This window comes from Peptoniphilus sp. HCN-40583, assembly GCF_037892835.1.
In the GTDB taxonomy this organism is placed as follows: Bacteria; Bacillota; Clostridia; order Tissierellales; family Peptoniphilaceae; genus Aedoeadaptatus; species Aedoeadaptatus rachelemmaiella.
In genome coordinates, this window is record NZ_JBBKBU010000017.1 from 1 (window position 1) to 26,443 (window position 26,443).

A 26,443-nucleotide genomic window follows, 5' to 3' on the forward strand; every position below is an offset into this window, starting at 1 on the left:
TTTTTGTTGCGAAAAGCCCTTTGGAAAAGGGGCTTGTAATTTTTCATTTTATTGGAATGATCGGGGCAATTTTTCGGAGGATACAAATGAATACCGATGTGGTTTCAAAAAGGCGAAAGGGGTCGGTGTGAATTTGAAAAATTTTTGTCCATCGAAATGTTTTCAGAGACTTTCACGGAGCGAAAAAAGCGGGCGAAAGGATGCTTTTCGATTTTTTTCGTGAATTTTTTAAAACTTTTTAAATTTATTTTTTCGCCAAAAAGCCTGTATTTTCAACGGGTGTAGCGGTTTTCAGACGCGAAGAAAAAAATAAAAGTGAAAAATCTGACAAAAAGGTCTTAACATTGTTAAAAAATCGTTTATAATAGAGGTAAGCGGTGTCCGAGGACATCTTTCAAACGAAATGATTCACACACTGCATGTACGATGTTCTTGTACAAATCTTGTCGAAACAAGGGGGATTTGAATATGGATTTTATTATGGACAAACAACATCTACTGTTGCGCCAACTCTATCGGGAGTTTGCAGAAACAGAAGTAGAACCCATCGCCGGTGACATTGACGAAACCGGTGAACCGCCCATGGAAAACATTAAGAAGATGGCCAAGGCCGGCTTCTTTGGTGTACCTTTCCCGAAGGAATACGGCGGACAAGGCGGCGATTACCTCGCTTATTCCATGCTCGTCGAAGAACTTTCCAAAAAGTGCGCCAGCACGGGCGTTATCGTATCCGCACATACTTCTCTGTGCTGTGCACCGATTTATGAAAACGGTACAGAAGAACAAAAGATGAAATACTTACCGGATTTATTAAGCGGCAAGAAATTGGGCGCTTTCGGTTTGACCGAACCCAATGCCGGTACCGACGCTTCCGGTCAACAAACCATTGCTGTATTAGACGGCGACGAATGGGTATTGAACGGTACCAAGATTTTCATCACCAACGCAGGCATCGCTGATGTATTTGTTATCTTTGCCATGACCGATCGCTCCAAGGGCAACCACGGTATTTCCGCATTTATCGTTGACCGCGACGCACCGGGCTTCCGCGTCGGTGAAGCAGAAAACAAAATGGGTATCCGCGCTTCTTCCACTTGCGAATTGATTATGGAAGATTGCCGCATTCCCAAGGAAAACCTCTTAGGTAGAGAAGGCAAGGGCTTTGCCGTTGCTATGAAGACCTTAGACGGCGGCCGTATCGGTATCGCATCGCAAGCAGCCGGTATCGCTCAAGGCGCTATCGACGAAGCGGTTCAATACACGAAGGAAAGATCGCAATTCGGTAAGCGGTTATCTCAATTCCAAAACACGCAATTCACCTTGGCCAACATGCAAACCAAGGCCGATGCAGCCAGACTTTTGGTTTACCGCGCAGCCGATGCAAAAGGAAAGAAGATTCCCTACGGTCACTATGCAGCCATGGCAAAATTATTCGCAGCTGAAACGGCATCTGAACTCACCAACAGAGCGGTTCAACTTCTCGGCGGTTACGGCTACATTAAGGACTACCCGGTTGAACGTATGATGCGCGATGCGAAGATTACCGAAATTTACGAAGGTACTTCGGAAGTTATGCGTATGGTTATTGCTGGCTGGATGGGCGTTAAATAACAGGAGGCGTTTACCATGAAAATTATTGTCTGTGCAAAACAGGTACCGGATACAACGGAAGTCCGTTTGGATCCGAAGACGAATACACTGATCAGAGACGGCGTACCGAGTATTATCAACCCCGACGACAAAGCCGCCATCGAAATGGCTTTGCGTATTAAGGATGAACATCCGGACACCAAGGTCACGGTTCTTTCCATGGGGCCGCCGCAAGCGGAAGATGCTTTAAGAGAAGCATTGGCTATGGGCGCTGACGAAGCGATTCTCTTGTCCGACCGCGCATTCGGCGGCGCCGATACGTGGGCTACCAGCCAAACCATTGCTGCCGGCTTAAAGACCATCGGCGACTACGACTTAATCCTCGCCGGTCGTCAAGCCATCGACGGCGATACGGCACAAGTCGGTCCGCAAATGGCCGAACACTTGGGCCTGCCTCAAGTATCTTATGCCGAAGGTTTAGAAGTAGTTGACGACAACACCATCCGTGTTAAACGTCAATTCGAAGACCGCTACCACTTAATCGAAATCAAGACACCTTGCGTCATTACCGCTTTGGCAGAATTGGCCGAACCGCGCTACATGACCGTTGCAGGCGTCTATGATGCATACGAAAAAGACGTAACTGTTTGGTCTTTAGAAGATGTAAAAGACAATGTAGATGTATCCAACTTAGGTTTGAAGGGCTCCCCGACGAAGGTTGTGAAGTCCGAAGCAAAACAAGGCAAGGGCGCAGGTATCGTACTGAAAGATCTGTCTCCCGAAGAGGCAGCACACGCCATCATCTCCAAGTTGGAAGAAAAGTACCTGATTTAACATTGGCCAAACAAGGAGCGTGAATGAAATGAGTAAAAATGTATTTGTCATCGCTGAACAGCGAGATGGAGAATTACAAAAAGTATCGACGGAACTGATTGGTAAGGCCAGAGAATTAGCCGATGACCTTGGCCAAGAAGTCTACGCCATTTTATTAGGCGAAAACGTCAAAGCAAAAGCTGACGTTTTGATCCACCACGGTGCCGACAAGGTTATCGTCGTCGATCATCCTCTCTTAAAAGAATATGTGACCGAGCCCTACGCAAAGTCCATTTACACCATCGTTCAAAGATATGAACCGGAAATCGTGCTCTTCGGCGCAACCTCCATCGGTCGCGACTTGGCACCCCGTTTGGCCGCTCGTATCCACACCGGTTTGACGGCTGACTGTACCGGCCTTGAAATCGACGCTGAAACCAGATTGCTTCGCATGACCCGTCCCGCATTCGGCGGTAACTTAATGGCTACCATCGTTTGCCAAGACTTCCGTCCCCAAATGGCTACGGTACGTCCCGGCGTTATGACCCCCATGGAAAACGACAACGACCGCAAGGGCGAAGTCATCATGGAAGATGTCGGCTTAACAGATGCTGACATGAACGTTAAGATCATCGAAGTAGCTAAAGAAGAAAAGAAGAAACTCGACATCACCGAAGCCAGAATCCTGGTTTCCGGCGGTCGCGGTCTCGGTGGACCGGAAGGTTTCGACTTGTTGGCTGAATTGGCAGAAGCCATGGAAGGTGAAATTTCCTCCTCTCGTGCTTCCGTCGATGCAGGCTGGATCGAAAAAGCACGTCAAGTCGGTCAAACGGGTAAAACCGTCCGCCCCGACATCTACTTCGCACTGGGTATTTCCGGCGCCATCCAACACTTGGCAGGGATGGAAGAATCGGGCCTTATCATCGCCATCAACAAGAGCGATGCCGCACCGATTTTCGATGTAGCTGATTTGGGTATCGTTGGCGACTTGAACAAAGTATTGCCGAAATTAATCGAACAATACAAGAAAGCCAAAGCCGCTAAGGAAGAAGTCTAATAATCATTTCGTTTCAAAAAGCTCTTACCCCACGGGTAGGGGCTTTTTTTGTCGGGCAAAAACAGGTAAGATCATAGGTGGAAAATGAGCCGACGAACCTCACGGTCACGATAAAATAAAAGAGAAGAAGGTAGAGACTATGAATCGACGCATCATCGCTATTTTTGGGCTGTGTGTTGCGGCCCTCACCGCTTGCGCCGCACCGCCTACAGAGCATGAAACGACAGCCCCCGAAGGGTCTCACACCGCCACTGCGCCTACATCCAACTTGGTGGCAAAGGCAGATGTGCGGGAAGTGGAAGACGCATTAAAAACCACATTAAACGGAAAAGACGTGGACCTGTTTTTCGACCTGGTCCGCGACTACAATGCCTCCGTCGGCGACGGCCTTTTACACGCCGCCTTCGACAAGCCCCGTGCGCCGAAAAACGACGTGGGCAAAATCATGGACGCGCGGGACAGAAACAAGAAAAAGGGCCCCGACACCAATTGCCGAATCAACGCCTTTGTCCTTTTAAAAGACGGCCTGGTCGTTCCCGAGAACATCAACAGCGACGACGCCATGCTCTTTATGGACAAAGAATCCCTCGCCGCCCGGCCCCTGCTCGATGAAAAAGAAACCGCCGCCTTTACTCGATTATTCAGCCGCGTAAAAACCGACGACAGCAAGGAAGCCGCCCACCAGGGCCAAGTCATGGAAAAGTATTTGTCGCAAATCACCTTTCCCGCCGGCGCCTCCATGGTCTCCGTGGTGCTTCACGACAATCTAGACGGCAATTATCTGTTTATCGGCCACGTCGGCGTGCTGGTGAAGGCCGAGGAAGGCTATGTGTTTGTGGAAAAAATCTCCTTTGAGGAGCCCTACCAAGCCCTGAAATTTCCCACGAAAGATGCCTGCTACGCTTATTTAAAAGACAAATTTAAAGACGACCTGGATCCCGGCGTGGCGCCGCCGTTTATTATGGATAACGCCCGCTACGTGGACGCCGTGGGGTAAAAAGAGGCGCTTTTCGCCGCAATCGCCGGCGAAAAAGCTTGCCCTGTAAAATTCTCTTGCCATTTTCGTAAAAGCTTGGTATACTAATAGCTACCGAAATGGTTCGGAGAGTTAGCTCAGTTGGTAGAGCACTACGTTGACATCGTAGGGGTCGCTGGTTCAAGTCCAGTACTGTCCACCATAGTTGATTACGGCTGATTGCTTCTAGCGTTGCAATTCAGCCGTTTTTCATTTCCGATTATCATTTAGTTGCCTCTCATTACGTCTGGTTTTACCCCACTTCCCCACTTTTTTCCCCACTTTTTTATTTGATAATGCGCAGTTTGGGTTTTGCGATGTCGGCCAAAATGTTCTCGGCTTCTCCGTCCACGCTCTTGGTGGCGTGGATGTATTTTGTGGTGGTCTGTGGCGATGCGTGGCCCAACTGCTTTGCCACGTTAACGATTGGGATGCCTCGGGCGGCCAATAGTGTGCCGGTGGTATGCCTGATGCCGTAGGGCGGGATGTAGGGCAGGCCGCGCCGATCGCAAAAGCGGCGGAGGTACTCCCGGAAGGCCCGCTCGCCGAGGTGGTTTCCGTCGGCGTTTGTAAAGATGTAATCCGTCACGCCGAGACTAATCGACTTGAGTTTTAAGAGCATCGCGGCGATGGCAGCGGGCAAGGTCTTTGTCCGTACGTCGTGGGCTTTGGTCTTTTTTATGACGTAACCGCCGGCGGATTTGCTCTTTACGAGGGCCCGGTCAATGGTGATTTGCTCCCGCTCAAAGTCGATCTGCTCCCACGTCATGCCGTAAATTTCCGAGGGGCGGCATCCGGTGTAGAGTTGTAAGCAAAAAAAGACGTAATACTTATAATCGCCCTCTCTCTCGAGTGTGGATAAAAGGCGGTCGGCCTCCTCGGGCTCGTAGTAGCGGCCCTCGACCTGATTAGGCACGGGATCGAGTTTAATGTATTCCGCCGGGTTTTTGTCGATGATCTCCAAGTAGATGGCGTGATTAAACATTGCGCGGAGACAATCCCGGTGGTGCTTGATGGTCTTAGGCGCAAGGTGTCGCCCGGTGCGCTTGGAGATGTAGCTTTGTAGCTTTTTGACAAAGGCGACGACGTCCGCCCGCAAGATGGATTTGATCTTTGCGCCGCGGAAGTAGTCCATACAATGACCATAGAGACAATCCTCGTAAAAGTCGACGGTCTTACCCTCCACAGAGCGGGAGGCGATAAAGAGCGCCGCGAAGTCCTCATAAGTGATGTCCGCATAATCCATGGCCTCGTCGCTCTGTCCGAGGAGGTCGTAAAGCTCGTTTTCCTTGACTTGCAAAAAGCGGGTGAGATCACGGCCCTTTAGATCCGTCGTGTAGGTCTTAGTTTTCCGTTTCCGCTTCCCGTCGGCTTGCCGCTCAACATCCAACTTGTACTTGTTTTTTCCTATTTTTTTCCATGACATAAAAAATGCCTCCTTTCGCGGAGGCTGTGATATAATTTAGTTGCGATTGTTGGTATATCACGCCTCAATCCTTGCCACTTACCAGTGCCAGCCGGTAAGTGGCTTTTTTTTGTGTTTATTTATTTGAACATTGCAGGGTGTACCCACTCCTCACCGATATTTGCCAAGTTTTGAGAGTTAAAGTTCTCAAAATTGATTTTATCGATCTCGCTCTTCGGGATCGTTAGTTTCATGGCGTAATTTTCCGATTCGTTGCCGTATTTATCCGTAAATTTAGCTTTGGCACCCATAAAAAGCTGATTGTATTGGATGTCTTTTGTTAATTCCATAAACTCACCGCAGTCTTGCAAAAATCCTTCCCTCGCCAATTTTGTTGTAAGATTTGGGGCTAGTTCAAACTCGACGTTGACACGATCGATGCCGTTTTCGCCAAAAAATTCGGTGGATGTGTAATTCTTTCCAAAGGCGAATTTGCCGGCGATGTCAAATTTTTCTTGTGGCGACTCGGCTTCTGCGATCGCTTCGATGGCTTCGTCTTTGCTTAGATTGTCGTCTTTTTTCTTTTTCCTTTTTTCTTTTTCCTGTTTTTTTGTTTCTTCCGTTTTCGTTGCGTTTGCATTGTTCGCCGTGGTGTCCTTTTTTTTGTTCGGTGTAATTATACTTACCAAGACAAAAAAGACGATAACGCCGACGATGACCTTCTTTTTCTTACTCCACTTTTTGGTACGTGCTGACATGACTTTTTCCTTTCTATGATACAGGGCCGGGCCGGAACCCGGCAGTTACAACTTACGTCTTATCTCAACGACTTTGCCGACGATGGTGACGGCGCCTCGCCCCTTTACCGAGTTCAGCCGGTGAGGGGCTTTTTTTATACAAATTTCATAACGACGATAACCTTACCAAGGATTCTGACATTTTCCGCATCTTCCGGGAGGAGGATAATGCTTTCGTATGCGGGATTCGCGGGTCGTAATTCGATGATCCCTTTTTCCGGGTGCTTATACACGCGTTTAAGTGTGGCCTCGTCTCCAAGGGACACGACGGCAATTTCGCCGCTTTCCACATCCGGTTGACGGCGGACAAGTACAATGTCACCGTCGTCGATGCCCGCGCCTGTCATGCTGTCCCCGGCACAAGTAAGACAAAAATCAACATTGAGATCCTCGCCAACGGGATAGTAGGCGGAAACGTGATTGTCGGCGTAGGTGGGTTCCCCACAATGCACGGGTGTGAGCATCAGCGGGATTTCCTTTTTCCCGATTTTTTCGATGTTGCTAAACGCGTAGACATCCGCCTCATTTGGATCTGTCTCCCACCCCATAAGGTAGCCGGGCGTGCACCCTAAGACGTCCGCCAATCGCTCAATGCGATCGGACGGGATATTTATTTTGTCGCCCTCGTACTTAAAGATCGTAACTTTGCTGACGCCGACCATTTTTCCGAGCTCTTCCAAAGTGAGATCTTTCCGCTTCCGCATGTTTTTGATGCGATCTCCGATTGTCCTTTCCATTTTTTCTCCTCCCTTTTGTACTATAGAGTATACCAAAAAATTAACTTCTAATCAACAAAAATTGTGATAAAATCCAAAATTTTTAGTTGACAGTAAACAAAAACGATGTTAACCTATAGGTAACGATAAAGAGAGGAGGGGAGTAATGATACTTGTAAATGATTTGCGCGCAATGATGGTCCAAAAGGGCTACACGCAGTCGGATGTCGCAAAGCTGCTTGGCATCACAGACAACACGCTGACGCGTAAATTAAAAAGAGGCGTGTTTAACTCTGACGAGATGTATAAGCTCATCGATATTTTAGACATAAAAAACCCGTCTGAAATTTTTTTTGCAAAAGAAGTTAACTAATAGGTAACAAGGAGTGACCCGATGAAATTTGGAAAAATTCGCTATATTTCGGACAATGAATGGCGAATCAACGCATTCAGGAAGTTGGTAAAGGAGCGGAATTTAAAAACTCACGATTTGACGTTGATTTTATCGACAATCGGATTCAACCCGGAACATTATCACTATTTCAAAAATCCAACAGAGCTTGAAGAAGGTGTCAGCATTAAGCCGTATCTTTACAATGAAGATCCGTTTAAAGAGTTAGGAGATCAACGACTTTAACCGGTGGAACAACGAGTGCTTCTTGTGTGGAGGTAGGCGTAAGGTCACCGCTCCAGTATCTCATGGCATTGTCGTGACATTGGAGTATGGTATCGCCTTTAAGTAAATCCATATCTCCGATGTGGATTTTCGAATCGCCTGTATCTATTTTTAAAATCTTTGCCTCGTTGTACCAACAAGAGTTTTGATTATAAAACTTGATCGCCTGTTCAAGTGCGACAAAGCAGAAGAAACTTTGAAAACGTGACGGCTTGTCGGGGAAATAGAGCTGTCGATAAAGCTCAAATATATGTTCGATATTTGTGTTTATATACATGCGTGTGTCAGGATCTACAAGATAACTAATGCCGTGATGTGAAAGGCCCTCCGGATAAAGCTCTTCCAGTGTTTTCACAAGTGCTTGCGTTGGCATTGGTAAATTTGACATTTGTACATTTTGACCGACTTGTAGAGTGTTTGAACGATCAACATGATAAAGAATCATTTTGTTCACTTCCTTTCGAAGTGATTATAGCAAATTAGGAGGCCAAATGGATACTAACGTGGACTTATCAAAAGTTTCCGCCACGGCACTGATCTCAGAGTTAATCCGTCGTGGCGGCGAGTATGTAGAGGGCGAGGATTACGGCCTCACCCAAATTTTAATTCGAAAAAAGTACACCGCAGAACGATCCGAGAAAAAAGCCCGGAAAGTGCTTATTTTGGATCATCTCGATTTTAAGTAAAAACAGAAAGGAGGCACCAATGGAAGAAATACTTAATGAATTACGAGAAATAAAAGAGTTGCTCCGCATTATCGCACATAACACGGAGCAAGCAAATTCTGTAGACTATTCAGATTTTGTACAATCTATTTCGTCTGCAATGAGCAATTCACAGAGTGTTAAATAGACGAGCTCTTTAGCAAAAGCAGACGAAAGATCTAACATCGCGAGGAGTCGCCCTTGTTGACCGATTTTTGTAGGGTCATCTTCCGATGCATATTTTTCCAAGGACTCGGCCACTCTGTCCGGATCCCAAAAATCGTTGAAATCAAAAGACTCTACTGCGTTTCTGATTTGAACTTCGGTTATTTTATTCATTTCATCACCTCCCTTCGAGGTGATTATAACAAGAAAGAAGGTGTGATGTGGAAGATTTGAAGGTCGCTGAAAAACTCGATGAAATTATCGAATTGGTGAAGGTGCCGAAGGAGGTCTTTCGGCCGAAGGAGGCGGCGGCGTATCTATGTATTGGGTACGATCGGCTCCAGCAATTGGCCCGGATCGGCGAGATCCGAAGCGCGAAGAACGGAAGTGCCCGGCTATTTAAAAAAGAATGGTTGGATGCGTGGCTTGAAGGAGGTGGGACGCGATGAAGAATAGGGTTATCCACATGTCCATGGCCCCGAAGTATGTTAAGCGGCGCAAGGCAGCCGTGGTCGTCATGGCAGCTCTTTTGATCGCCTTCGGCGGCGCGCTGGTCCTGTGGCTTGATGCCTCGGCTGAAAGTGCATGCGTCACTCAATTGGACGGAAAGTCCACATGGGCGGTGCAGTGGAGTAAGGAAAGGGGAGAATACGTGTATGAATGATTTGAGCGCCCACCCGGCCCATATGGAAATCGGCCGTCGCTACAAAGTTACCTACATCGCCGGAAAACATAAGGGGGAAACCTACGAAGGTATTATTACCGGAGACTATGAGCTTTTTTATGATATGCGATTGGATGACGGAACAGAACAAACGATTTACAAACATCACTTATACCCAGATACAACAACGGTTTGCGAAGGCACGTTTGATGGCGATGACTGTGCCAGGAAGTTGATTAAGTTGTATTATGACGTGATCACTTACAACGGAGTCATTAGTGCTGGCGAAAGAGCGCTAAAAAAACGTAACGCCGCGGCGGAAGAAATAAAAACGCTGACTGATGAGTTTCTTCGCAGCTACGATAAAAAAAATCCCGCGACGGCGGCAACCGTCACGGGACTAAGAAGAAGTAACACACCATGATCATAGCACGGGAGGTGCTAAATGAAAACAGCAGCTGAATTACTCCGCGAAAAGGACGCGGAGCTGGACCGAGCTTATGAAATGCAGCTTGATGCGTGGGAACAAAAAGAAGAACTGCGGATTTTTGAAAAGGAGTTGGAAAAGCACATTAGAAAGCTGGAAATGGAAATCCGCGACCTGACGATTAAGTGGCAGGATGAAATCCGAGAAGGAAGGGATGGACGCCATGAGTAAGACGCTTAATGAGATGGTCCACGCCATTGTGGATTATTGCGGCTCGATCACGCGAGCAGCGGACGAGATCGGAGTGCATTACAACACGCTGGATCGACTGCTAAAGGACGAGACAGCCACCGCACAAGCGGGCACGATGGAAAAAATCGAAGCAATTTACGAAAGAATCACATATAACGAAGAGGACTGGGAAGAAGAACCGGAAGAAGAACCCGAAGAAAAGATTGAGAAGTTGGAAGTCGGGAGAACTTACGAAATCCGCGTACCTAAAGGCGGTCCAGACGGTAAGGTGACGACGCTACTCAAGGGAACCGTAAAGGGCGAGTACCGTCACTTTTACCACCTTGACGACGACGGAGCGAATATCACCGTTTTAAAAAACGACCTAATTAATGATCGGACGACAGTGAGAGAGATTGACGAGCCGGCGGAAGAGGAAACCGCCGAGGAGCCGGTGGAAGATGTCGTGGAGGAGCAGGTGGAAGAGGTTATCGAGGAAGAGCCGACGGAGGATGCCCCGAAAATCGAAGGCGAGACGGTGGCGGAGCGGTTAAACAGCTGCTTTTACACTGTTGAGCGGTGCAATCGCATGATCGCCGCCGGAGAAAAGGCGAAGAGAGACAAGGCGGCCATTTTGCCGCTCATGGATGAGATCTATAAGGAGTTTAGAGGATGAGACTTTACGAGATTACGGAGGCCTACGCTAATTTGGAGGCCATTGAGGACGACGTTGACGTCTCTTCCGCTCTCGCCAATGTGGAGGGGGCGTTGGAGGACAAGCTCGAGAGCATCGCCAAGGTGATTAAGAATCTGGATGCCATGGCGGATGCGTATGAGGACGAGGAGCGACGGCTGCGGACCAAAAAACAAGCGGCAAAAAAGCGTGTCGACGGGCTCAAAAGGTATGTCAAAGACAACTTGGAGGCCATTGGCAAGGACAAGGTGGAGGCGGGGATCTTTAAGTGGTCCTTGCAGTATAGCCCGCCGAAATTGGTCATTACTGACGAGAGCCTGATCCCCGAAGAGTTTTTTGTAATCGAGCGCAAGCCGATTAAGAGCGAGATCAAAAAGGCCATCGAGGCGGAGCAAGCCATCGACGGCGCGGAAATCGTGCGGGAAAAACACCTGCGGTTGAGATAGGAGGCAACTATGTACGAAGAGGATCAAGTGACTGCAGCAGCCTTAACATTGGCGTTAAATCGGCTACAACAGTGCAATGAGCAGATTATGCAGGGCGAGCGGGCCAAGGCGCAAAAGCCCAAGCTGATGGAGGAGATCGGCGAGTTATACCGCCAATTAACGGAGGAGGAGGCATAAAATGGCACTCAATATTAAGTCCGCCAAGGATTTTGGCGAGGTTAAGGGGACGTATTTAATTTACGGGCCGCCGGGCATGGGCAAGACGACGACACTTAAGTATCTGCCCGGTAAAACGTTGCTTTTGGATGTGGATCGCACGTCCCACGTGCTCAAGGGATCGGCCAATATCGACGTAATCGAGATTGACAATGTCCACACGTGGGATAGCTGGACGGAGACCCTCGCGGAATTGGGCAAGATGGATCTATCGGCCTACGAGACCATCGCCGTGGACAATGTCTCGGAGCTCGAGCGGTGCTTTTTGGCGGACCTCGGACGGCAAGGGAAAAATCGGGGTGTGCCCGCCATGGGTGACTATCAATACATGCAATTTAAGATGGTGGACAGTCTCCGTTACCTTAAATCGCTTGGGAAGCGCGTCGTATGGACGGCGTGGGAGTCCACAGACGAGTATGTGGACGCTTCCGGGCAAAAATGGAATAGGACGTACCCTCAAATTAATCAAAAGGTCTTAAATAACGTTCTGGGGCTTTGTGACGTGGTCGGAAAGATGATGATCTCCAAAGACGACGAGCGGGGTTTTGTCCTTGAGGCGACAAACTCCATCTACGCAAAAAACCAAATCGACGATAGGAAAGGGGCGAAACAAAATGAACTTGTACCCCTACCAGCAAAAAATAGTTGAGGAAGTACGAGAGGCATACCGCGAGGGGCTAAAAGCCCCCTGCGTGGTCTCTCCCTGTGGGAGCGGGAAGAGTGTGGTTATTGCCCACATCGCCAAGCAGGCGACGGACAAGGGTAATCGGGTGCTCTTTTTGGTCCACAGAAAAGAGTTAAAGGATCAAATCGCAGCCACCTTTAAGCGGTCGGGGGTGGATATGGAGCTAACTACCGTGGGCATGGTGAAAACAGTGGTGAACCGATTGGACAAAACGCAGCCCCCGGCGCTGATTATCACCGACGAAAATCACCACGCGCTGGCCAAGACCTATCGCGAGATTTACGACTACTTTGAGGACGTGCCCCGGTTGGGCTTTACGGCGACGCCGATCCGGCTCAACGGGGCGGGACTCGGTGAGGTCAATGACAAATTGATTATGGGCCCGAGCGTGGAGTGGCTGATAAAAAACAATTATCTCAGCCCGTATCGTTACTTTGCCCCGCCGAGTGTGGATTTGAGCCACCTCAAAAAGCGACGTGGCGAGTTTACGAGTAAGTCAATCGACGACGCCATTAAGCAAGACGCCCGCATTATTTACGGCGATGCGGTTAAGCACTACAAGCGGCTGGCAGATGGCGAGCAGGCCATCTGTTATTGCCACAGTGTGGAGGCGAGCTTGGCGGCAAAGGCGGCTTTTAATGCTGCGGGGATCCCCGCAGCACACATTGACGCCAAGACGGCAAAGGCGGTGCGGGACAAGATCATCAGCGATTTTAGGGACCAAAAGATCCGCGTGCTCTGCAACGTGGACTTAATCGGCGAGGGCTTTGACGTGCCGGACTGCTCCACGGTGATTATGCTACGGCCGACGGCATCGCTTTCTCTGTTTATCCAACAATCGATGCGAGGAATGCGGTATCGGCCCGGTAAGGTCAGTAAGATCATCGATCACGTGGGCAATGTGGAGCGGCACGGCTTCCCGGACACCGATCGGGTGTGGAGCCTCAAGGGCGAGGTTAAGGCCTCTTCCGGCGGAAGCAGTCCGCAGGTCAAGATGTGTAAAAGCTGCTTTGCCACGGTGCCGGCGGGGACAACGGAGTGTCCTTATTGCGGCGCGGCCTTTGAGCCGGAGGCCACACCGGTGGAAGTGGTGGAGGGTGATCTCGAGGAGATCAAAAATACGTTTAGTTTTACAGTGAGTTACAAGGAGCCCTCGGACTGTGAGTCCATGGCCGAGCTTTACGCCTTGGCGGATGCGCGGGGCTATAAGCGAGGATGGGCTTACTATCAAGGCAAGATGCTTGGATTTATTTAGGAGGATTTAAAAAATGACATTTACAGTTGATTACAGCGCGGCACAACAAGGTTTTAATCTGATCGGACCCGGAAATTACGAGTGTATGATCGTGTCGGTAAAGCCTGTCACGGCCAAATCGGGCACGGCCGGCTACCACATGGAGGTGCGGGTGCGGGACGATGTGCAGCAGGAGGCGTCGGGTGCCGTATTTGAGCAGACGCTATGGACAAAAAAGGCGACAGGGCAACTTCCCGGCGGGCTTTTAAATGCCATGGCCAAGGCGATCAAGTTGCCCAACGGCAAGCAGTATAACTCAATCGTAGATCTTTTTGCGGACATGCTTTACAAGCCTTTTCTGGCCGAGGTAACGGTCGACGAAACGACTTACGGCCCAGAAAATAAATTATGGCGGTCAAATCGGATCGTCAAGTGGCACGAGACAAAATTTCCGCAGGTGACACAGCAAATGCAACCGGGATACTACCCAGTCGACAACAATGACGTGCCGTTTTAATTATGTACGAGCGGATACCACAAGAGTTAAAACTTAATAAAAACTGGTGTATTTACCGGCTCGTCCAAGGGCCGGAGGACAAAAAACCGCGGAAGATCCCGATCAATGCGTACACGGGCAATCCCGCCAAAAGCAATGACAACAGCACATGGGCCGATTATGAGACGGCCCTCAATGCTGTCTCAAAATTTAATTGCCACGGCTTGGGCTACTTTTTTGAGCCGCCTTATTTTGGCGTGGACATCGACGACATCGCCGATGCCATCGAACAGTATCAAGACGGCGAGACGGACAATATTGTCTCAGAGTTTGTCCACAGTTTGGAGAGTTACGCGGAGCTCAGTGTGTCGGGGACGGGGATCCATATCATCTGCAAGGGCGAGCTTCCGGCTGGTGGCCGGCGCAAGGATAATGTGGAGATGTACCAAAGCGGGCGCTATTTTATCATGACGGGCAATGCCTGCTCTCCCTACGAGGAGATCAGCGAGGCGACGACGGCCATCAAGCATTTACACGCAAAGTACATCGAGCAGGACAACGCCGCGCCCTCTCTCACTGTGGATGAGATCATTGAGCGGGCCATGGCGAGCAAGAGAGGCGATGCTTTTAAACTGCTTTATGGCGGCAGTTGGGAGGGGCTTTATAACTCTCAATCCGACGCCGATATGGCTTTTTGCAACATGCTTGCCTTTTGGTGCGCCGGGGACATGGCGACGATGGACAGCGTTTTCCGCCGCTCGGGACTGATGCGGGACAAGTGGGACCGCAAGACGGGGGCCACGACCTACGGCGTGATGACCTTAAGTAAAGCCATCCGTGACTGCAAGAGCTTTTACGATCCGCAAGCATCCACAGGCGAGTACTGCATCCACGTTTTGGATCAAGAGCAGACGCCGCGGGAATTATTGAGTTTTGACGACACCGGAAACGGTGGGAGATTTGAGAGAGAGTATAAGGACGTGGCGCGTTACAGCTACGTCAACAAGTGCTGGTATTACTACAATGGCCGCAAGTGGGTTTACGACAACATCGGCAATATCGTTAAGATGGCGGATAGTGTCATTGGCAAGATGCGCGCCGAATATACCCTCGTTGTGGACGAGGAGCAGGAGAAAGCACTGAGTAAACACATTAAGTCCACCCGCAGCAACAAGGGCAAAACCAATATGCTTCGGGAAGCGCAGCACTTGCTCCCTGTTTTGCCGGGGGAATTTGATGCGCATCGGGAGTTTTTTAATTGCCATAACGGATTTATCGATCTGCGGGACGGATCTTTAAAGGGCCATCGGGCGGATTTGTTTTTTGCCAAGGAGTCGCGGGTGGACTATACGGACAAGATCGATTGTCCACAGTGGATGCGCTTTTTGGATCAGATCTTTGGCGGCAACGCGGAGCTAATCCGTTACATCCAAAAGGCGATCGGCTACAGTCTCACGGGCTCCACGGCGGAGCAGTGTATGTTTATACTCCATGGCAATGGGCGCAACGGCAAGAGCGTGTTTTTGGACCTGATCAATGAGATCATGGGCGACTACGCCTGTAACATCCAGCCGCAATCCATTATGGTTAAGGGCGCCTTCGGGGGCAATCAGGCAAATAGTGACATCGCCCGTTTGCAGGGCGCGCGGTTTGTGACGACGACGGAGCCCAATGAGGGTATGCGCTTTGACGAGGGTCTGATTAAGCAGCTCACCGGCGGAGATAAGATCACGGCGCGTTTTTTATACGCCAACGAATTTGAGTTTACGCCGGAGTTTAAAATTTGGATCGCGTCCAATCACAAGCCCATCGTGCGAGGACGAGACGACGGCATCTGGCGACGGATGATTTTGATCCCCTTCGGGGTGCAGATCCCCGAGGATAAGGTGGACAAGTACCTAAAATATAAGCTGCGACGCGAGCTCCCCGGCATCCTCCACTGGGCGGTGCAGGGCGCCCTCATGTGGCAGAGAGAGGGACTCAAAGCGCCGGCCATTATTGCCGACGCAACGAAGGAATATCGAAACGAAATGGACGTTGTGGCGACTTTTATCGCCGAGTGCCTCGAGGTGACGGGACGAAGTTACGACGAGATCCGGAGTAAGCAGCTTTACCAGATTTACAAGGCGTGGGCCGAGGACAATGAACAGTACGTCATGAGCTCGACCAAGTTTGGGCGAGAGTTTGGGAGTAAGTTTCCGAAAGCGAGAAATGGCGTCGGACAATATGTTTATCGAGGCATAAAAGTGGCAGGGGTCAACAGTTTTACGGTGGAATATTAGGCCGCTCTGAATAGTTTCGAACGGTTTAGCCCGTTTTTCATAAACCCCTCTTATAACTTTTATGGTAATAGGGACTTTATCAATTCTATATTAAACTATTCGGAACTATTCGGAAGTATTGTAAATACTAAGTTTATAAATGAATAGCTCTGAACGGTTTACAAGTTTGATTGTAAAGGATGGTGAAAAATTTGCAGAATAAAGAAACGAATTTGCAGAATGACATCCGTTTAGCGCTGTCTGAGACGTGTGTGATCTTCCGGGGCAACGTCGGCGGATTTTACACGGACTATGGCGGCTACATCTCGACGGGACTTCCAAAAGGCTTCCCGGATCTCTTCGGGTTTCGAAAGCGGGACGGGAAGATGGTGTTTATTGAGGTGAAAACGGCGAAGGGCCGTGTGAGAAAGGAACAGGCGCATTTTATGGAGGTCATGGACGGTTACGACGTGCTCCATGGAATCGCGCGAAGTGTAGAGGAAGCGGAGGCGATTGTGCGGTGAAGATTAAGGATTTAATTCATGAATTGAGTTATTTTCCGCCGGATGATGAGGTATCCGTGTTTGGATTTGTGGACGGCGAAGAGTACGAATTTAAAATTGACGAGGTTGAGGGAGACGTGATCCCGATGATTATTATGACTGGAGGTAAGGTTTGAGATATGTAATGACAAAGCCCGGCGCAAAGGAACCGCGATATGGAAGCGAAGGCGCGGCGGGAATCGATATTTATTATAACGGCGACGAGGAGATCACGATCGGGCCGGGTGCGCTGGCGGAGTTGGAAACAGATCTCGCTGTAGAGATCCCCGGCGGATGCTTCGGGATGTTGGTAGTTAGATCGGGCTACGGATGGCGTGGGCTGTCCATGCTCAATTCCGTCGGGATCATAGATAGTGATTACCGGGGAGAAATAGGAATTAAGCTGGTCAATCATGGCCATAATGTCATCACCATAGAGCCGGGTGTAAGGGTGGCGCAGATGGTGATTATCCCGTTTTTGCATGTGGAATTGGAGCGATCCGCCGGGCTGGGCGACACGAAACGCGGCGATGGCGGTTTCGGAAGCACGGGGATGAAGTAAAACATGTCGGGATTGCCGACATGTTGAGGAGGTAAAAAATGGCAAAGAAGAATAAACGGATCAAGATCAAAAAGATCGTTAGAGGATTGCGCACCACGGGCACAGGACTTGTCGAAAGAGAATTTTGGGTGCAAATCACGAAAGACGAAACAGGGACAACACTCAGCATTGACGACTACATTATTCCGATGGAGCCTTTGGGAATTGAGGTGAAGATGAAAAATGACTGATTTTATGACACCGGCGCATTATGTTTTGGAGGACGGATCGGACAGCATGGATGTTGTCGCAAAGATCCTTGGACGAGAGCAGTTCAAGGGCTTCCTTCGCGGGAACGCGCTGAAATATTTGATCCGCTACGAATTAAAGAGCGGGATTGATGATTTAAAAAAGGCTCTGGATTACATCGAGCGGCTTGTGGAACTGGAAGAAGAGCCGGAGAGCGCAGAGGCGGGAGAGCCGTGTAAAAGTGACTTGTACTCGATCGTTGAGGTGGCCAAGGCGATTAGCAGACACTTAGGAGGCAGTGTTGAGTAGTAGTTCGTAGTAGTTACTAGTAAGTTACTAGTAGGAGGTGGACGATGGATAAGACGGACACGCAATTGTTATACATCGCGGCGTTTAGGTATGCGTTGGGGCGCAGCACTTATATGGTCCCGGCGATTGCCGGTGCGATCCGAGAGAGCCGCGACTTACTGACGGATGAGACGGCACGGCTGATGGCACGGGAGATTGTGGAGTGCAAAAACTTAGGCATGGAGTGCGACGCGGCAGTATGGTGGGATTTGGCGGAGTTTTTATTGGCAGGGAGTGACGATGACAAAAGATGAACTGAAAAACATCCCGTACCTTGACGGACTGATTAACAGTAAGATCAGACAGCTGGATCAGCTTCGGAAGTATCGCGGGAGATTGCCGACGTATGACGGCCGAGAGTCGGTACAATCAGGGAATGTGGGTGATCCGACGGCGAGTATCGCGCTTAAGATTGTGCAGTTGGATGAGGAGATCGCGCGTGACATCGAGCGGCTGATTGATCTTAAAGCGGAGGCGCGCCGGCTGTTTGCACAGCTGGATGATGACTTAAAGTATAAGTCGGTGATGGAGCTTCGGTATCTGGAGTGTATGAGTTGGCGCAATGTGGCGCAGTCGCTGCACTTTAGTTATAAGCACGTCTTTAAATTGCACGGTGAGGCTTTGCGCCGGCTCTATGATGTGGATACCAAATGATACCTCGGACCATGCTATTATGGTATCAGTGAGAGGCTGTCCGAGAGGGCGGCCTTTTTATTTGGTGGCGATCGGCTTGTGTACGTTATCGGTCTGTCTTTTTCTTACGTCTCTATGTGGGATGCTCAAGCAGTCGATCGCGGGGCGCGGTACATGGTCTATTTAGGCGCGCGGGGTGGGTTTATTGCCACGTTACATAGGACCTGAGCATGTCCTTAAACTGCTTCGCACGGGCAAACTTTCGACGACATACAATGTTTACTCCTTTCAATTATGCCATATGGGACACCTCGGCCCGTGCGATTATCTGAGGATAGGGTATTGTGGGTTCAACTCCCACTCCTCAGTGTGGAGGATTAGATGGCAAAAGATTATGCAAAAGGATTTTATAAGAGCCAAGCGTGGCAGCGGTGTCGCGCGGCTTTTATCAGTGAGCGAGAGACGATCGACGGCGGATTGTGCCAGCATTGCGGACGCAAGCGCGGATACATCGTTGACCATATCGTGGAGATTGAGCCGGGCAACGTCAACGACCCGGAGATTACACTTAATCACGACAATTTACAGTATTTATGCCTGGAGTGTCATAACACAAAAACGTTTCAAAAGCACAAAAGCACGAGAGATGATTTGTTTTTTGACGCGGAAGGCAATATCAACAAAATTAGCCCCCCTTGATAATAATGATAGCGATTATCGTTAGGGACCGAGAGGGGTACAAACAAAAAACGCGCAGGACATTTTTACATAACCCCCGCTAAATGGCCAAAGGTAGGTGATTATGAATGGCGACGGAAAAAGATAAAGACGTTAAGCGAGAGATTTCGCGACTTACAAATTTATATAAAGACGTGGATCGAGAAAGACGGCTAACCGCGAAAAACCTAATCGAAGAGGCCGCGTATATGAAAGCCACGCTGAAAGAGCTAAAGGAATCGATCGACGAACATGGCCCGATCGACGATATGCCCCAAGGGAAGTACTCCATCTTGAGAGAGCATCCCGCCCTCAAGTCTTACAACACGATGGTGCAGCGGTATTCCGGGATCATTAAACAGTTGATGGACCTACTCCCGAAAGCACAGCAAAAAGAAGTGGATGATGGCTTTGACGACTTCCTTAACGAAAAATAATCCAATAGAAATCTATTGGGGGTGGATGAATGAAAACCGAATCAAAGTCAGCACGAAGATCTTTAAAACATACCGACACATCATAAACTTTTTGAAAAATCCGGAATCCGAATGGGAATACGACGAGGCGAAAGCAAATCACGCAATCAACTTTATCGAGCGGTACTGCCGCCACTCCAAGGGAAAGATGGGCGGGAAGCCATTTATCCTTGAGCCGTGGCAAAAGGCAAAAGTCGCCGCCACTTTTGGCATCGTCCACAAGATCACCGGCGAACGGAAGTATCAGCGAGTAGTCCTCATCGTTGCGCGGAAGAATGGGAAGTCCACACTCTCTGCGGCGGAAGGCTTGTATCTCTTTATCGCCGACGGCGAACCCGGTCCAGAGATATACGCATGTGCCACGAAGAAGGATCAAGCCAAAATCATCTGGTTAGAGGCCAAGCGCATGGTCAAAAAGTCCCCGGTGCTCAGTAAACGGATTAAACCCTTGATCGCAGAAATGACATGCGATCTAAATGACGGCGTGTATAAGCCTGTGGGAAGAGACTCCGACACACTCGACGGCCTCAATGTCCACGGTGCAACCATGGACGAGATCCACGCATGGACCGATAAAAATCTTTACGACGTCATCGTCGACGGCACCAGCGCAAGAGACCAGCCGCTTATACTCGTCACCACTACGGCGGGAACAGTCCGCGAAAATGTCTATGACGACATTTACGACGAGGCGGAGCGGACGATTAACGGGTACGACGATCCCGACGGCTACAAAGACGAGCGGTCCCTGTTTTTGGTCTACGAGTTGGACGATCGTAAAACGTGGCGAGATCCCGAAATGTGGATGCAGGCTAATCCCGGATTGGGCACGATCAAAAAAGTGGCGGCACTGGAAGAGAAGGTTAATAAGGCGAAAGCTAACAGCAAGCTGGTTAAGAACCTACTTACCAAAGACTTTGACGTGCCGGAGACCACGGCGCAAGCATGGCTGACGTTTGAGACACTGGACAACCGGGCCACTTACGACATGGCGGAACTAAAACCGCGATACTGCATCGGCGGCATCGACCTCTCGGCGACGACCGACCTTACCTGCGCAACGATTGCTTTTAGAGTGCCCGACGACGACACGACATACGTCAAGCAAATGTACTGGCTTCCGGGCGATCTCATCGAACTTCGGAGCCGGGAAGATAAAATCCCCTATGACGTGTGGGAGGATCGAGGACTGCTGCGGCGATCCGGGACGAATAAGGTCGATTATAAAGACATCACGAAATGGTTTTTAGAGGTCCAAAACGAAATGGATTGCTACATTTACAAAATCGGTTATGACCGATGGTCCGCCACTTACCTGGTGGATGAGCTCGTCCAGTATTTTGGGAAGCCGGTCCCTCTCCCTGTGGCTCAAGGCGCAAAGACCTTTTCGGGACCGATGAAGAGACTGGAAAGCGATCTGCGGGCGAAGAAAATCAACTACAATAACAACCCGATTACAAAATGGAACCTCTCCAACGCCGCGATCAAAACGGACACCAACGACAACATCGCGTTGGTTAAGACGAGCAATCATCGGCGGCGGATTGACGGCGTGGCATCACTCATGGATGCACTCATCGTCATGGAGGACAATCTGGAAGATTATCTTAATTTGATTTAAGGAGGTGTGACATGGGACTTTTTAACAGACGCAATGAGACGGTGACGGTGTCTAAATACAAGCTGGTCACGGAGCAGGGCGAAGGATTTTACACCTACAACGGCAACCTTTATGCCTCGGACATTGTGCGATCCTGCATCCGCCCGAAAACACAAGCCATCGGGAAAGCCGAGGCGAAGCACATCCGAAAAGACGCGGTGAACACACAAGTAAATCCGGAAGTTTACATCCGCTTTTTGCTCGAAGAACCGAATCCGTACATGAGCGGACAAATGCTCCAAGAAAAACTGGCCAATCAACTGGCATTGAACAATAACGCCTTTGCCCTTATCGAACGGGACGCCAACGGACTGGCGACGGCGATTTATCCGATCAACTCCACCTCTGTGGAAGCCTTGGAAAATGACCGCGGCGAAATCTTTTTGCGGTTTTTGGTTAAGGGCAAATATTACACCTTTAGATACGCCGACGTCATCCACTTACGGCGAGACTTTAACGCCAACGACATCTTCGGGGAGAGCCCGGCGCCCGCCCTCACTCAGTTGATGGAGATCGTGAGCACGACGGACCAAGGCATTGTTAAGGCGATTAAAAACAGTAACATCATCAAGTGGATCCTGAAATTTAACACCGTCCTCCGGGAAGAGGATTTGAAGCGGCAGACGAAAGAGTTTGTCGACAGCTTTTTAAGCATCGACTCGGAGGCAAGCGGAGCCGCAGCCACTGACGCGAAGTTTGACGCGCAACAGGTCGATCCGAAAAATTACGTGCCCAACTCCACGCAGACGAAGGGCACGGTGGATCGGATCTATGGATTTTTTAATACCAACGAAAACATCATCCAATCGAGTTACAACGAGGATCAGTGGATCTCGTATTACGAAGCGGAGATCGAACCGGTACTGATCCAGATGTCGAACGAATTTACGCGAAAGATATTTACACGGCGAGAACGCGGTTTTGGGAATCGAATCATTTTTGAATCGTCCAATTTAAACTTTGCAAGTATGCAGACGAAACTGAGCCTCGTCCAATTTGTGGATCGTGGGATCATGAACCCCGACGAAGTAAGAGCGATACTCAACATGGCGCCGATCCCCGACGGATTAGGCCAAGCATATATCCGACGCCTTGATACGCAAGAAATAGACGACAGAGGAGGTGACAAAAAATGACGATTAAAATTAACGGAACCATCGTCTCCAACGACGATAAATGGATTTACGATTGGTGCGAGATGGACGCCTTTTGTCCTAAAGATTTAAACCTAATCGACGGCCAGGATGTGGACATCGAGATTAACTCGCCGGGTGGGTACATTTACCCCGCGTCGGAGATTTACACCGCACTCATGCAGCACAAAGGCAACGTCAATGTAACCATCACCGGGCGCGCGGCAAGCGCCGCATCGGTGATCGCTATGGCAGGAACCAAGGTCTCCATGAGTCCCACGGCACAAATCATGATCCACAATGTCAGCGCAACAGGAAGTGGCGACTATCGAGATTTTGAACATTACGCAGAGCAACTCAAAAAATCTAACGACACCATCGCCAACGCCTACATGCTCAAGACAGGGAAAACCCGCGAAGAGATCCTGCAACTCATGGACTTTGAAACATGGTTTATCCCGGAAGAGGCCCTTGAATATGGACTTATTGACGAGATCTTATCCAGAGACAGTGCGCCCAGCGATATTAGGTTAGTGGCGGCGAGCGATTATCTAATCCCGCAAGCCGTTATTGATAAACTCAAGCAAGAGAAGGAACAAGAACAACTCAACTTACTAAAGCTAAAGGAGAGATGACATGGACAGAGAAAAATACTTAGAAACACGCGCCACCATGTTGAATGACGCCCAAGAGCTCATCAACAGCGGCAACATTGAAGCTGCAGCGGAAAAACGAAAAGAGATCGAAACACTGGATGCCGACTTTGAAGAAGCGTCTAAAGAACAAGCGAACCTCGATGCACTCAATGTGGAAGAAGAAACCGTATCCGACATGAAAAATATGTCTATCAGCGAAGGAGGACTTAAGCCCATGGACAAAATTGTCGAAAAAACCACCGCCGTGAACTACGAAGAAGTCTTTGCCAAAGTGGCACTGCAAAGAGACCTGGACGCCGACGAGGTGAATCTCTTTAACGAAATGAACCCCGAAAACGTCTATACGCACAACACCACCAACACCGAAATCGTCATCCCTGAAACCGTGATCAGCGGCATCATCGACGAAATGAAAGAACTCCACCCGATTTTAGCCGATGTCACCCCGACGCGAATCAAGGGCACCGTAAAATACGTTAAGAGAACAGGAATCCCCGCCGGTGATGCGGATTACTACGACGAAGCCACTCCCACCGCGGATGAAGAAAACAAGTTTGGCGAATTGACCTTGAACGGAAAAGAACTCTCCAAGGCCGTTACCGTCACCTGGAAACTCCAAGCCATGGCAGTTGCTGACTTTATCCCCTTTATCACTCGCGAGCTCGGCGAACGCATGGGCGCAGCTAAAGCCAAGGCCTTTGTCAAAGGTAAAGGCGATGCCAAATATCCCCAAGGCGTCATCACTGCAATCGAAGCCGAAACAAGCACCCCGCAAAAAGTATCCTACAAGGCCGACGGTCTGACCTACAAAGACATCACCGCCGCCATGGCGAAGATCAAATCCGGCTACGTCAACGGCGCCAAGATCTACGCCAATAACGCCACTGTCTGGGGCACTCTCGCTAACATTTTAGACGGTCAACAACGTCCGCTCTTTATCCCCGACGTGACTTCCGGCGGTGTCGGTCGAATCTTCGGCATCTCCGTTGTGGAAGAGGACGCCATGGGCGACGGTGAAATCCTCATCGCCAACATGAGCGCCGGCTACAAGGAAAATGTCAGTGAACCCATGAAACTTGTTACCGAACAACACGCCAAGCAAAGAACAACCGACTTTGTCGGCTACGAAGTGCACGACGGCGGCGTAATCGACGAAAAGGCCTTTGCTTATCTCGTAAAAGGGGTCTGATTAAATGACTTATAGAGTAGTGAGTGGATTCCAAGACGCCGAAACCGGCGCCTTTTATGACATCCACACCATTATCGACGCCAAGAACAAGAACTTGAAAAAATACCTCGACGCCGGCGTCGTCGTCGATGACGCACCGGAAAAGAAAGAAGCAAAGAAAAAAGGTGATTAAATGACACCTGAAAATCTGTTGCCGTACTGCAAGATTTTATTGAGACAAGCCAAAACGCAAGTCTTTGATGAGGAAATAAAAACCCTCATCGAGGCCTGTTTTTTGGATCTCTCCCTCAGCGGTGTGGAAAAGATGGACGACGAGCTTGTAAAGCGGGCCGTCGGGATCTACGTTAAGGCCCACTTCGGGGGCGAAAACCCCGATCGCGAAGGCCTAATCAAATGCTACGACGCATTGAAAATCCATCTCGCACTGAGTGAGAAATACGGAGATGAGTTGCCCCATGAAAAAGCCAGTAGAGATTAAGCTCATAAAACGCAGTGGAACCGCAACTGACGACTGGGGCAACCCCGTACCTGTCGCGGAGGAATGGACAGTCTTTGCGGAGCGAATGTCCGTCGGGCAAAATGAATTTTATCGGGCGGGCAATCAAGGACTAAAGCCCGATTTTGTTTTTGAGATCTACGCAGCGGAATTTAACGGTGCCGATCTATTGATCTGCGACGGCGTGGAATACTCCATCATCCGAACGTACCAACGCACACTTGACCGGTTGGAACTCGTCTGTGAAAGGAAGGTGGCAAATGTCGATTGATGTTGCCGCCGAAATTGAAAAGGCGATGAAAGAGCAGCTGGATCTGGCGAACGAAGCCGTCAATAAATCCGTGGACAAGGTGGCGAAGGAGACCGTGAACGAATTAAAAAGCTCAAGCCCTCGAAAGTCCGGTCATTACGCCGAAGGTTGGGCCACGAAAGAAGGCAAAACCGCCACACGAAGCAAGTCAGCGGTGGTGTGGAATGAAAAGCACTACCGCCTGACCCATCTTTTAGAGCACGGCCACGCCAAAGTCAACGGCGGCCGCGACGTCCCCGCTCGTCCACACATCGGAGCGGCGGAACAAAAGGCGATCAAGGCCTTTGAAGATGAACTGCGAAGGGGGATCGAGCATGGATAAAATCAATCCTGTGGAACTTTTAAGACCGCTCGGAAAGCCGGTGGGCTACTTTGTCAATCCCGAACCGGGCATCGTGCCTTTTATCGTTTACTACGGCACGGGCTCCCGTAACTTTAAAGCGGACGACGTGGTTTATGACAAAGAAGCCCATTGGAACATCGAGCTTTATGTACGCAAAAAAGACGTGGCGCTGGAGGAGAGATTGGAAGATCTCTTGGATGCTGCGGAAATTGTCTGGGAAAAAGGCTACGACGTGTACATCGACACGGAAAAAGTCTTTATGATCCCGTACTACATTTGAGGAGGAAAAAATGGCAAACAAAGTAAAATTTGGGCTCAAAAACGTACACGTTTTTCCCATCACCGATGATAAGGAGAGCGGCGTAACGTTTGGCGATGTTATTAAGGTGCCCGGCGCGGTCAATCTCTCGCTGGACGCGGAAGGCGACTCTAACGAATTTTACGCCGACGACGTGATTTACTGGTCCGAGTTTTCCAACAACGGATACTCCGGCGATTTAGAGATCGCCCTCATCCCCGAAGAGTTTGAAACAAAGATCCTCGGAAGCATGAAAGACAAAAACGGCGCCATCGTGGAAAAAGCGGATGCCAAGTCCGTACCTTACGCCTTGGCATTTGAATTTGACGGCGACAAAAACAAAACGCGTCACATCTTTTACCACGTGACATCCTCTCGCCCGTCTGTGGAAGGACAAACCAAAGAGGATAAGACCGATCCTAAAACGGATAAGATCAGCCTTAAAGCCATCCCCGCGACGGATACAAAAATCGTCAAGGCGAAGATCAATGAAGGCGCGACCGGTTACGACGAATTTTTCAAAAAGCCCTACGTTGTCGTCCCCAATCCGGAGGCGTAAA

Annotated in this window: 42 protein-coding genes and 1 tRNA gene; 38 read left to right on the forward strand and 5 right to left on the reverse strand. The window is 49.6% G+C overall.

What is annotated here, in order from left to right:
- The first annotated feature begins 468 nt into the window (after positions 1–468).
- The 5 genes from WKT05_RS06245 to WKT05_RS06265 all read left to right on the forward strand — a co-directional run bounded on the left by WKT05_RS06245 (position 469) and on the right by WKT05_RS06265 (position 4,638).
- The gene (locus WKT05_RS06245; protein ID WP_215508426.1) at positions 469–1,611 is read left to right on the forward strand and encodes an acyl-CoA dehydrogenase; all 1,143 of its coding nucleotides are present in this window, start codon (positions 469–471) and stop codon (positions 1,609–1,611) included.
- Between the two features lie 15 nt (positions 1,612–1,626).
- Positions 1,627–2,424 carry an electron transfer flavoprotein subunit beta/FixA family protein gene (locus tag WKT05_RS06250; RefSeq protein ID WP_340413380.1) on the forward strand — a complete coding sequence of 266 codons (798 nt, stop codon included), beginning with the start codon at positions 1,627–1,629 and terminating at the stop codon, positions 2,422–2,424.
- A 28-nt stretch (positions 2,425–2,452) separates the two neighbouring features.
- Positions 2,453–3,460, forward strand: coding sequence for an electron transfer flavoprotein subunit alpha/FixB family protein (locus WKT05_RS06255; protein ID WP_340413381.1), 1,008 nt, complete (start codon positions 2,453–2,455; stop codon positions 3,458–3,460).
- Between the two features lie 139 nt (positions 3,461–3,599).
- Positions 3,600–4,457: a DUF4300 family protein gene (locus WKT05_RS06260; RefSeq protein ID WP_340413382.1), complete on the forward strand. Its 858-nt coding sequence runs from the start codon at positions 3,600–3,602 to the stop codon at positions 4,455–4,457.
- Positions 4,458–4,562: 105 nt separating this feature from the next.
- Positions 4,563–4,638 (forward strand) — tRNA-Val (locus tag WKT05_RS06265).
- Between the two features lie 123 nt (positions 4,639–4,761).
- Here the strand turns inward: WKT05_RS06265 and WKT05_RS06270 are convergent.
- The 3 genes from WKT05_RS06270 to WKT05_RS06280 all read right to left on the reverse strand — a co-directional run bounded on the left by WKT05_RS06270 (position 4,762) and on the right by WKT05_RS06280 (position 7,414).
- Positions 4,762–5,901 (reverse strand): tyrosine-type recombinase/integrase, encoded by a 1,140-nt coding sequence (locus WKT05_RS06270; protein ID WP_340413383.1) that lies wholly within the window; start codon positions 5,899–5,901, stop codon positions 4,762–4,764.
- A 119-nt stretch (positions 5,902–6,020) separates the two neighbouring features.
- Positions 6,021–6,638, reverse strand: a complete 618-nt coding sequence (locus WKT05_RS06275) for a hypothetical protein (protein ID WP_340413384.1) — start codon at positions 6,636–6,638, stop codon at positions 6,021–6,023.
- 134 nt (positions 6,639–6,772) lie between these two features.
- On the reverse strand, positions 6,773–7,414 hold the full coding sequence (locus WKT05_RS06280) for a LexA family protein (RefSeq protein WP_340413385.1): 642 nt from the start codon (positions 7,412–7,414) through the stop codon (positions 6,773–6,775).
- A gap of 145 nt (positions 7,415–7,559) precedes the next feature.
- Between WKT05_RS06280 and WKT05_RS06285 the strand changes: the two genes are divergently transcribed.
- A complete protein-coding gene (locus WKT05_RS06285; RefSeq protein WP_340413386.1) occupies positions 7,560–7,766 on the forward strand; it encodes a helix-turn-helix transcriptional regulator in 207 nt (68 codons plus the stop codon).
- A gap of 21 nt (positions 7,767–7,787) precedes the next feature.
- On the forward strand, positions 7,788–8,030 hold the full coding sequence (locus WKT05_RS06290; protein WP_340413387.1) for a hypothetical protein: 243 nt from the start codon (positions 7,788–7,790) through the stop codon (positions 8,028–8,030).
- On the opposite strand, the gene WKT05_RS06295 is transcribed toward WKT05_RS06290, so the two are convergent.
- A complete protein-coding gene (locus tag WKT05_RS06295; protein ID WP_340413388.1) occupies positions 8,002–8,514 on the reverse strand; it encodes a DUF2441 domain-containing protein in 513 nt (170 codons plus the stop codon). The genes WKT05_RS06290 and WKT05_RS06295 overlap by 29 nt on opposite strands.
- A gap of 46 nt (positions 8,515–8,560) precedes the next feature.
- Between WKT05_RS06295 and WKT05_RS06300 the strand changes: the two genes are divergently transcribed.
- Positions 8,561–8,755: a hypothetical protein gene (locus tag WKT05_RS06300; protein ID WP_340413389.1), complete on the forward strand. Its 195-nt coding sequence runs from the start codon at positions 8,561–8,563 to the stop codon at positions 8,753–8,755.
- A gap of 105 nt (positions 8,756–8,860) precedes the next feature.
- Here the strand turns inward: WKT05_RS06300 and WKT05_RS06305 are convergent, their stop codons facing one another.
- Positions 8,861–9,112, reverse strand: coding sequence for a hypothetical protein (locus WKT05_RS06305; RefSeq protein WP_340413390.1), 252 nt, complete (start codon positions 9,110–9,112; stop codon positions 8,861–8,863).
- A 47-nt stretch (positions 9,113–9,159) separates the two neighbouring features.
- On the opposite strand from WKT05_RS06305, the gene WKT05_RS06310 reads away from it, so the two are divergent.
- From WKT05_RS06310 to WKT05_RS06455, 30 genes are all read left to right on the forward strand, one after another.
- Positions 9,160–9,387: an excisionase family DNA-binding protein gene (locus tag WKT05_RS06310; RefSeq protein ID WP_340413391.1), complete on the forward strand. Its 228-nt coding sequence runs from the start codon at positions 9,160–9,162 to the stop codon at positions 9,385–9,387.
- Complete coding sequence (locus WKT05_RS06315; protein WP_340413392.1) at positions 9,384–9,602, forward strand: hypothetical protein; 219 nt, start codon at positions 9,384–9,386, stop codon at positions 9,600–9,602. Before WKT05_RS06310 ends, WKT05_RS06315 begins: the two co-directional genes overlap by 4 nt.
- Positions 9,595–10,026, forward strand: a complete 432-nt coding sequence (locus tag WKT05_RS06320) for a hypothetical protein (protein WP_340413393.1) — start codon at positions 9,595–9,597, stop codon at positions 10,024–10,026. Before WKT05_RS06315 ends, WKT05_RS06320 begins: the two co-directional genes overlap by 8 nt.
- Before the next feature lie 21 nt (positions 10,027–10,047).
- A complete protein-coding gene (locus WKT05_RS06325; protein ID WP_340413394.1) occupies positions 10,048–10,260 on the forward strand; it encodes a hypothetical protein in 213 nt (70 codons plus the stop codon).
- Positions 10,223–10,936 (forward strand): hypothetical protein, encoded by a 714-nt coding sequence (locus tag WKT05_RS06330; RefSeq protein WP_340413395.1) that lies wholly within the window; start codon positions 10,223–10,225, stop codon positions 10,934–10,936. The genes WKT05_RS06325 and WKT05_RS06330 overlap by 38 nt, the downstream gene beginning before the upstream one ends.
- The gene (locus tag WKT05_RS06335; RefSeq protein ID WP_340413396.1) at positions 10,933–11,400 is read left to right on the forward strand and encodes a siphovirus Gp157 family protein; all 468 of its coding nucleotides are present in this window, start codon (positions 10,933–10,935) and stop codon (positions 11,398–11,400) included. The genes WKT05_RS06330 and WKT05_RS06335 overlap by 4 nt, the downstream gene beginning before the upstream one ends.
- A 9-nt stretch (positions 11,401–11,409) precedes the next feature.
- Complete coding sequence (locus WKT05_RS06340) at positions 11,410–11,577, forward strand: hypothetical protein (protein WP_340413397.1); 168 nt, start codon at positions 11,410–11,412, stop codon at positions 11,575–11,577.
- Between the two features lies 1 nt (position 11,578).
- Complete coding sequence (locus tag WKT05_RS06345) at positions 11,579–12,265, forward strand: AAA family ATPase (protein WP_340413398.1); 687 nt, start codon at positions 11,579–11,581, stop codon at positions 12,263–12,265.
- The gene (locus WKT05_RS06350) at positions 12,231–13,556 is read left to right on the forward strand and encodes a DEAD/DEAH box helicase (RefSeq protein ID WP_340413399.1); all 1,326 of its coding nucleotides are present in this window, start codon (positions 12,231–12,233) and stop codon (positions 13,554–13,556) included. The genes WKT05_RS06345 and WKT05_RS06350 overlap by 35 nt, the downstream gene beginning before the upstream one ends.
- A gap of 13 nt (positions 13,557–13,569) precedes the next feature.
- Positions 13,570–14,052 carry a DUF669 domain-containing protein gene (locus WKT05_RS06355; protein ID WP_340413400.1) on the forward strand — a complete coding sequence of 161 codons (483 nt, stop codon included), beginning with the start codon at positions 13,570–13,572 and terminating at the stop codon, positions 14,050–14,052.
- A gap of 2 nt (positions 14,053–14,054) precedes the next feature.
- The gene (locus WKT05_RS06360; protein WP_340413401.1) at positions 14,055–16,313 is read left to right on the forward strand and encodes a phage/plasmid primase, P4 family; all 2,259 of its coding nucleotides are present in this window, start codon (positions 14,055–14,057) and stop codon (positions 16,311–16,313) included.
- A 191-nt stretch (positions 16,314–16,504) separates the two neighbouring features.
- A complete protein-coding gene (locus WKT05_RS06365) occupies positions 16,505–16,816 on the forward strand; it encodes a VRR-NUC domain-containing protein (RefSeq protein WP_340413402.1) in 312 nt (103 codons plus the stop codon).
- Entirely contained in the window at positions 16,813–16,971 is a 159-nt protein-coding gene (locus WKT05_RS06370) for a hypothetical protein (protein ID WP_340413403.1), read from the forward strand. Before WKT05_RS06365 ends, WKT05_RS06370 begins: the two co-directional genes overlap by 4 nt.
- Positions 16,968–17,396, forward strand: coding sequence for a dUTP diphosphatase (gene dut / locus WKT05_RS06375; protein ID WP_340413404.1), 429 nt, complete (start codon positions 16,968–16,970; stop codon positions 17,394–17,396). The genes WKT05_RS06370 and dut overlap by 4 nt, the downstream gene beginning before the upstream one ends.
- Positions 17,397–17,434: 38 nt before the next feature.
- The gene (locus tag WKT05_RS06380) at positions 17,435–17,626 is read left to right on the forward strand and encodes a hypothetical protein (protein ID WP_340413405.1); all 192 of its coding nucleotides are present in this window, start codon (positions 17,435–17,437) and stop codon (positions 17,624–17,626) included.
- A complete protein-coding gene (locus WKT05_RS06385) occupies positions 17,619–17,933 on the forward strand; it encodes a DUF3310 domain-containing protein (protein WP_340413406.1) in 315 nt (104 codons plus the stop codon). The genes WKT05_RS06380 and WKT05_RS06385 overlap by 8 nt, the downstream gene beginning before the upstream one ends.
- 44 nt (positions 17,934–17,977) lie before the next feature.
- Positions 17,978–18,226, forward strand: a complete 249-nt coding sequence (locus WKT05_RS06390; protein ID WP_340413407.1) for a hypothetical protein — start codon at positions 17,978–17,980, stop codon at positions 18,224–18,226.
- Positions 18,213–18,626, forward strand: a complete 414-nt coding sequence (locus tag WKT05_RS06395; RefSeq protein WP_340413408.1) for a DUF1492 domain-containing protein — start codon at positions 18,213–18,215, stop codon at positions 18,624–18,626. Before WKT05_RS06390 ends, WKT05_RS06395 begins: the two co-directional genes overlap by 14 nt.
- A 360-nt stretch (positions 18,627–18,986) precedes the next feature.
- The gene (locus WKT05_RS06400; protein WP_340413409.1) at positions 18,987–19,304 is read left to right on the forward strand and encodes an HNH endonuclease; all 318 of its coding nucleotides are present in this window, start codon (positions 18,987–18,989) and stop codon (positions 19,302–19,304) included.
- Positions 19,305–19,411: 107 nt separating this feature from the next.
- Positions 19,412–19,759, forward strand: coding sequence for a hypothetical protein (locus tag WKT05_RS06405; protein WP_340413410.1), 348 nt, complete (start codon positions 19,412–19,414; stop codon positions 19,757–19,759).
- Positions 19,734–21,419 (forward strand): terminase large subunit, encoded by a 1,686-nt coding sequence (locus WKT05_RS06410; RefSeq protein WP_340413411.1) that lies wholly within the window; start codon positions 19,734–19,736, stop codon positions 21,417–21,419. Before WKT05_RS06405 ends, WKT05_RS06410 begins: the two co-directional genes overlap by 26 nt.
- A gap of 11 nt (positions 21,420–21,430) precedes the next feature.
- Positions 21,431–22,594: a phage portal protein gene (locus WKT05_RS06415; RefSeq protein ID WP_340413412.1), complete on the forward strand. Its 1,164-nt coding sequence runs from the start codon at positions 21,431–21,433 to the stop codon at positions 22,592–22,594.
- A complete protein-coding gene (locus tag WKT05_RS06420) occupies positions 22,591–23,226 on the forward strand; it encodes a head maturation protease, ClpP-related (protein WP_340413413.1) in 636 nt (211 codons plus the stop codon). The genes WKT05_RS06415 and WKT05_RS06420 overlap by 4 nt, the downstream gene beginning before the upstream one ends.
- A 1-nt stretch (position 23,227) precedes the next feature.
- On the forward strand, positions 23,228–24,436 hold the full coding sequence (locus WKT05_RS06425) for a phage major capsid protein (RefSeq protein WP_340413414.1): 1,209 nt from the start codon (positions 23,228–23,230) through the stop codon (positions 24,434–24,436).
- Positions 24,437–24,440: 4 nt separating this feature from the next.
- Positions 24,441–24,608, forward strand: a complete 168-nt coding sequence (locus WKT05_RS06430) for a hypothetical protein (protein ID WP_340413415.1) — start codon at positions 24,441–24,443, stop codon at positions 24,606–24,608.
- Positions 24,609–24,914, forward strand: coding sequence for a phage head-tail connector protein (locus WKT05_RS06435; protein ID WP_340413416.1), 306 nt, complete (start codon positions 24,609–24,611; stop codon positions 24,912–24,914).
- Entirely contained in the window at positions 24,892–25,203 is a 312-nt protein-coding gene (locus WKT05_RS06440; protein ID WP_340413417.1) for a phage head closure protein, read from the forward strand. Before WKT05_RS06435 ends, WKT05_RS06440 begins: the two co-directional genes overlap by 23 nt.
- Positions 25,193–25,564: an HK97 gp10 family phage protein gene (locus tag WKT05_RS06445; protein WP_340413418.1), complete on the forward strand. Its 372-nt coding sequence runs from the start codon at positions 25,193–25,195 to the stop codon at positions 25,562–25,564. Before WKT05_RS06440 ends, WKT05_RS06445 begins: the two co-directional genes overlap by 11 nt.
- Positions 25,557–25,865: a hypothetical protein gene (locus WKT05_RS06450; protein WP_340413419.1), complete on the forward strand. Its 309-nt coding sequence runs from the start codon at positions 25,557–25,559 to the stop codon at positions 25,863–25,865. Before WKT05_RS06445 ends, WKT05_RS06450 begins: the two co-directional genes overlap by 8 nt.
- Before the next feature lie 10 nt (positions 25,866–25,875).
- On the forward strand, positions 25,876–26,442 hold the full coding sequence (locus WKT05_RS06455; RefSeq protein ID WP_340413420.1) for a major tail protein: 567 nt from the start codon (positions 25,876–25,878) through the stop codon (positions 26,440–26,442).
- Position 26,443: the final 1 nt, after the last annotated feature.